This is a genomic window from uncultured Campylobacter sp. (assembly GCF_938045535.1).
Taxonomy (GTDB): domain Bacteria; phylum Campylobacterota; class Campylobacteria; order Campylobacterales; family Campylobacteraceae; genus Campylobacter_B.
In genome coordinates, this window is sequence record NZ_CALIMQ010000030.1 from 1 (window position 1) to 4,850 (window position 4,850).

At 49.2% G+C, this 4,850-nt stretch carries 6 protein-coding genes; all 6 read right to left on the reverse strand.

Annotated features, from left to right (window positions below; translation table 11 throughout):
• Positions 1 to 136: 136 nt before the first annotated feature.
• Entirely contained in the window at positions 137 to 682 is a 546-nt protein-coding gene (locus tag Q0095_RS01230; RefSeq protein WP_297880609.1) for a 2-oxoacid:acceptor oxidoreductase family protein, read from the reverse strand.
• Entirely contained in the window at positions 679 to 1,524 is an 846-nt protein-coding gene (locus tag Q0095_RS01235; protein WP_297880611.1) for a 2-oxoglutarate ferredoxin oxidoreductase subunit beta, read from the reverse strand. The genes Q0095_RS01230 and Q0095_RS01235 overlap by 4 nt, the downstream gene beginning before the upstream one ends.
• Entirely contained in the window at positions 1,525 to 2,646 is a 1,122-nt protein-coding gene (locus tag Q0095_RS01240; RefSeq protein ID WP_297880613.1) for a 2-oxoglutarate synthase subunit alpha, read from the reverse strand.
• Positions 2,646 to 2,957, reverse strand: a complete 312-nt coding sequence (locus Q0095_RS01245) for a 4Fe-4S binding protein (protein WP_177388316.1) — start codon at positions 2,955 to 2,957, stop codon at positions 2,646 to 2,648. The genes Q0095_RS01240 and Q0095_RS01245 overlap by 1 nt, the downstream gene beginning before the upstream one ends.
• Positions 2,958 to 3,356: 399 nt before the next feature.
• Positions 3,357 to 4,238 (reverse strand): malate dehydrogenase, encoded by an 882-nt coding sequence (locus Q0095_RS01250; RefSeq protein WP_297880616.1) that lies wholly within the window; start codon positions 4,236 to 4,238, stop codon positions 3,357 to 3,359.
• 109 nt (positions 4,239 to 4,347) lie between these two features.
• Positions 4,348 to 4,850 (reverse strand): endolytic transglycosylase MltG (locus Q0095_RS01255; RefSeq protein WP_297880618.1); only part of this gene is annotated, 503 nt, incomplete at its 5' end.

Consider the following 4,850-nt stretch of genomic DNA (forward strand, 5'->3'; position numbering starts at 1 on the left):
ACAAATTTTAAGATACCTAAGGAGGATATTGTAGGAAGAAATAAAGATAACGCCAAACAGAATTTATCGCAAGATTAAAACATATCAGATACTCTAAATCTAAATTTAATCCCAAATTCTATCCGAGTCTTTAAATTTATCCAAACTCTCTCGCGTATTTCATCCCCAAATCATACGCCTTTTCATTTAGCGCGCGGGTTTTTTCGGGCACAGAACGGAGCATTTGCTCTTTTACGAGCCCTGCATCCATGCAGCGGCTAAGCTCTACTGCGATCGCTAGAGCCACGACACTTTGAGTGATGACATTTCCGACTTCGTATTTTGCGATGGTAATGATTGGAATTTCATAAATTTTAAAGTTTATCCTATCCTCATCGCTCGGCGTTACTAAATTCGGCTCGATTACGATCACGCCGCCTTTTTTCACGCCATTTTTGAAAGCATCGTAGCTACTCTGCGCCGTTGCGAGCATGAAATCGATCTCGCCCTCGCTCGCGTAAGGATATAGAATTTCTTCATCGCTTAAGATAATATCCACTTTCGTAGGTCCGCCGCGTACCTGAGAGGTATACGTAGATGCCTTGATTCCATAGCCGCCGTGCGCGATCTTTGCCGCAGCTAGAATTTCACCTGCTAAGATCACGCCTTGACCGCCCACCCCCACAAATCTTAATTGATTCATCTTAGTCCTTCAAAATTTATCGCTTCGCCGCTTTGTGCCGCGTCTATCACCTTTTGATACGCCTTTGTGTATTCGGTGTGCTCATTATCTTCATGTAAAACTCCAAGCGGAAATAGCCCCACTCGCTCATCCTCGCTAAGAACGTCAAATTTTGCTTTAGAAATCGTACGCGAATCAAGCCACTTTAGCATTTGCACCGCCTCGCTCATTTTATTTTTACGACCCAAATTTACGTGGCAGTTGCTAAAAATATCAAAAAAACTATAACCATCGTGCTCAAAGCCCTTGGCTAGAAGTCGCTCGATTTTTTCGGGATTTGTCACGCTCTCGCGTCCGACAAAAGTTGCTCCGGCGGCAATCGCAAGTTTTGTCGCATCAAAGCTAGGATCGACATTGCCGTATTGCGCCGTAACCGTCCAAAACCCACGTGGCGTCGTAGGGCTCGTCTGCGAGTTTGTAAGCCCGTAGATGAAATTATTTACTAAGATATGATTTAGATCGATATTGCGGCGGCATCCATGGATCGTGTGATTGCCCCCTATCGCAAGCCCGTCGCCATCGCCAGTAACTACGATTACGTGCTTACCTGGATTTGCAAGCTTGATACCCGTAGCATAAGCTATCGCACGCCCGTGTGTCGTATGGACGGTATTGCAGTCTATGTAACTAGACATCCTGCCGCTACAGCCGATACCGCTTACCACGCATACATCGTCCATGCTCCAGCCTACGCGGTCAATCGCGCGGATGATCGCTTTTAAGATCACTCCGTCGCCGCAGCCCCAGCACCAAAGTGTAGGCATCTTGTCCGTTCTTAGATATTTGTCGTAATCAAATGCCATTTAAAGCTCCTTTACTTTCTCGATAATCTCGCTGGGGCTGATCGGTCTGCCGTTTGCCTTAAGAAGCGTCTTAAAATCATCTCTCAAACAAGCGCGCTGCACCTCTAGCAGATACTGCCCTAAATTTAGCTCGGCGATCAAAATTTTATTAAATCTCTCCCCTAGCTCCCTTAGCTTGCGCGCTGGGCTTGGCCATAGCGTAATCGGACGAAAAAGTCCCACACGCACGCCTTGCCTACGTAGCTTTAAAATCGCGTCTTTTGCTGCTAAGCTAACGCTGCCGTAGGCGATGATGCAAGCATCAGCGTCATCTAGCATAAATTCCTCATATTGCACGATCTCATCTTCATGCGCCGAAATTTTATTAAAAAGCCTTTTTATAGAGCGATGCACGATCTGCTCGTTTTCGGTCGGAAAGCCCTTTACGCCGTGATGCAGCCCCGTTATGTGATAGTGGTATCCCCTAAAAAAGGGATTTAGCACCGCAGGCTTATCGGGCGCAGCATCGTAGGGCTCATAATCTTTCGGACTACCTTTAAATTCCGCCCTGCGCTCGATTTTTAGATCCGAAATTTCAGGCAGCACCGCCTTTGCTTGCATATGCCCAAGCGTCTCATCAAGTAGCAAAAATACCGGCGTCATGAACCGCTCGGCTATATTGAAGGCGCGCACGGTTTGCGTGTAAGCCTCCTTTAGCGAGCCAGGGCACAGCGCGATGCTTTGAAAATCGCCGTGAGTGGGGTTGCGAGCTTGCAAAATATCGCCCTGCGCCACTCGCGTAGGAAGCCCGGTGCTAGGACCTCCGCGCATAACATTTACGATTAAAAGCGGAATTTCAGCGATAAAGCCAAGTCCAATCTGCTCTGATTTTAGCGAAATTCCAGGACCGGAGCTTGCCGTCATCGCCTTCGCACCGCTCATAGACGCGCCCAAAGCTACAGAAATGCCCGAAATTTCATCCTCCATCTGGATAAATTTGCCTCCGACCTTAGGTAGCAAGCGACTCATCTCGTGCGCGATCTCGCTGCTCGGCGTGATCGGATAGCCGCCGAAAAAATTACAGCCGCAATCAATCGCCGCACGCGCAATTAAGGCGTTGCCTGTGGAAATTACCTCTCTCATTATGCGTCCTTGGGTTTCATAAAATTATTGTTTTTGATTTTTTCAGCCATCTCTCTAGCCTGCGAGCTTAGACGAGCGAATTTAAAGCCCTTGGGCGCGACGAAAATCGCAAAATCAGGGCAGTGCAACTCGCACTCCCTACAGCCGATACAGGCGCCCTCATCCACCACGTCGATCATCATGCCCTGCACGGCGCCCTCGTCCTGTCTCATCGCGATCGCGCCGCTAGGACAGACGCTTACGCAGATGTTGCACGCCTTACAGCGGCTCTCATCCGTCCAGACGGCGCGCTGGCTCTCATTTTCGCTCATATTTTCTCCTTAATTTATCAAAATCCGCACTAAATCCCGCTTCGCGATTTAAAATTTGAAATTTTGCGGCGCAAGCCTGCTTTGATCGCATTAAATTCCTCTCGTTTTTAAATTTTGCAGAGTTTAAATTTTAAAATTTTGTGGCGTTTAAAAATTTTACGTCACGCAAAATTCTGCGCCAAAGTAAAATTTTAATCTATGAAATTTCACAGCGGGCAAAATTGCGCAAATTTTAAAATTCCGCAGTGAATAAAATTTTACGCTGTAAAATTCCGCGAGCTTAAATTTCTTGCCAAAGTGAAATTTGATGCTGCAAACTCTATCGCAAGAATTCTGCGCTTTGAAATTTTAAATCTACGAATCCCGCTTCCGCGTCGCGTCGAATTCGCTCTATATCCACTAAAACTTCAGCCCCGCTACCCGCTCGCGCATCCGCTCAAGCTGCGCGTAAAACTCGCCCGAGTAGGCGAAATTCCTCTCTATTGCGCCCATTTTGCCGACGCTTACGAAGCGCCCCAAAGGCACTCCCGATCTATCCGCGACGCAGCAGGCAAGCGTGCCGCAGGTATCAAAAAGAATGTATTTTATGATCTTTACGATCCCCGCAGCAGGCGCCAAATACGCTGACGTGCCCAGTAGCTCGCCGATCTGCGCGCCGGCGCGTTTGGTATTTTGCACCGCGCGCTCGAAAATTTCATCCGAAATTTCAAATCCCAGCTCGTTTTTAAGCGCAATCATCTCTTCGCTATGCGGGCCCACGATCGCGCTTCTCATCGACGAAATTTCCTTGCCGCTCGCTCGCGCGAGTTCAAATTTAAGCCGCGCGCCGTCTAGCTCGCCCGCCATGCCGATGACGCGCTCTTTTGCAAACCCGCTGGCCTGCAGCGCCGCATAGACCATCATATCAAGCGGATTGGTAACGACGACGATAATGGAGTTAGGCGCATATTTTGCGGCATCTCGCGCGCATTGCGCGACGATGGCGGCGTTTACGCCAAACAGCTCCTCCCTGCTCTGCCCCGCCTTTCTTGCGTGCCCCGCCGTGATCACGACGATGCCTGCGTCCGCTATATCGCTAGGCTCCGTGCTGCCGCTTATGCGCAGGTCGCGCTCATAAACCGCCGCCGCATGGGCAAGATCGAGTGCCTTGCCGCGCGCGATCCGCTCTACAGCATCCACAAGCGCGATGCTATCTATCTTTTGGCTCAAAGAATCGCTTACGATAAGATCGTTCGCTACCGCCGCACCGATGTTTCCGGCGCCGAATATCGCTATTTTCATTGTTATCTCCCAAATATCGGTCCGCATTTTTATAAATGCGGGGGTTAAATTTTAAAATTTAAAGACAAAATCTCGTTCTTTAAATTTAATGCCGAAACGGCCTTAAATTTTACCTCTGCGCCTTTACGTTGCGCTCGTGCTCGGCTTGCGTGCGCGCAAAATCGTGAAGCCCCGTCTTTTTATTTCGCATAAAATACAGATACTCGCTCTTTGCGGGCGCGAAAACGGCGCGTATCGCATCGCGAGAGACCACGCACACCGGCTCTTTGGGAAGTCCGTCGTTGAGGTAGGTGTTGTAGTGGCTGGTGTCGGTGCGGATGCGCTGCGGAGTGATTTTGACGTGCGAAAACTCGCCGTAATTTAGCGTGCCGTCCATCTGAAGGCGCATATTTTTGGCTAAGCGGTTGTCGATGACGGAGGCTACGAGGGGCATCTCATCTGCGTTTGCAGCCTCTTTTTGAATGACTGAGGCCTTGATCAGCACCTGCTTCCACGCCGTGGCGTTATAGTCGCCGCTAAGCTCGCGCGACAATCCTTCGTGGAATTTTTGCGCGCTTGAGATGAGGTGGTCGATGATATTTTTTTCGCTTTCGTTTTTGCTAATTTTGTAGG

Coding starts and splice junctions, on each gene's coding strand:
- Q0095_RS01240 (WP_297880613.1), bottom strand. CDS start 2,646: ATGAGAGAGGTAATTTCCACAGGCAACGCCTTAATTGCGCGTGCGGCG.
- Q0095_RS01250 (WP_297880616.1), bottom strand. CDS start 4,238: ATGAAAATAGCGATATTCGGCGCCGGAAACATCGGTGCGGCGGTAGCG.
- Q0095_RS01235 (WP_297880611.1), bottom strand. CDS start 1,524: ATGGCATTTGATTACGACAAATATCTAAGAACGGACAAGATGCCTACA.
- Q0095_RS01230 (WP_297880609.1), bottom strand. CDS start 682: ATGAATCAATTAAGATTTGTGGGGGTGGGCGGTCAAGGCGTGATCTTA.
- Q0095_RS01245 (WP_177388316.1), bottom strand. CDS start 2,957: ATGAGCGAAAATGAGAGCCAGCGCGCCGTCTGGACGGATGAGAGCCGC.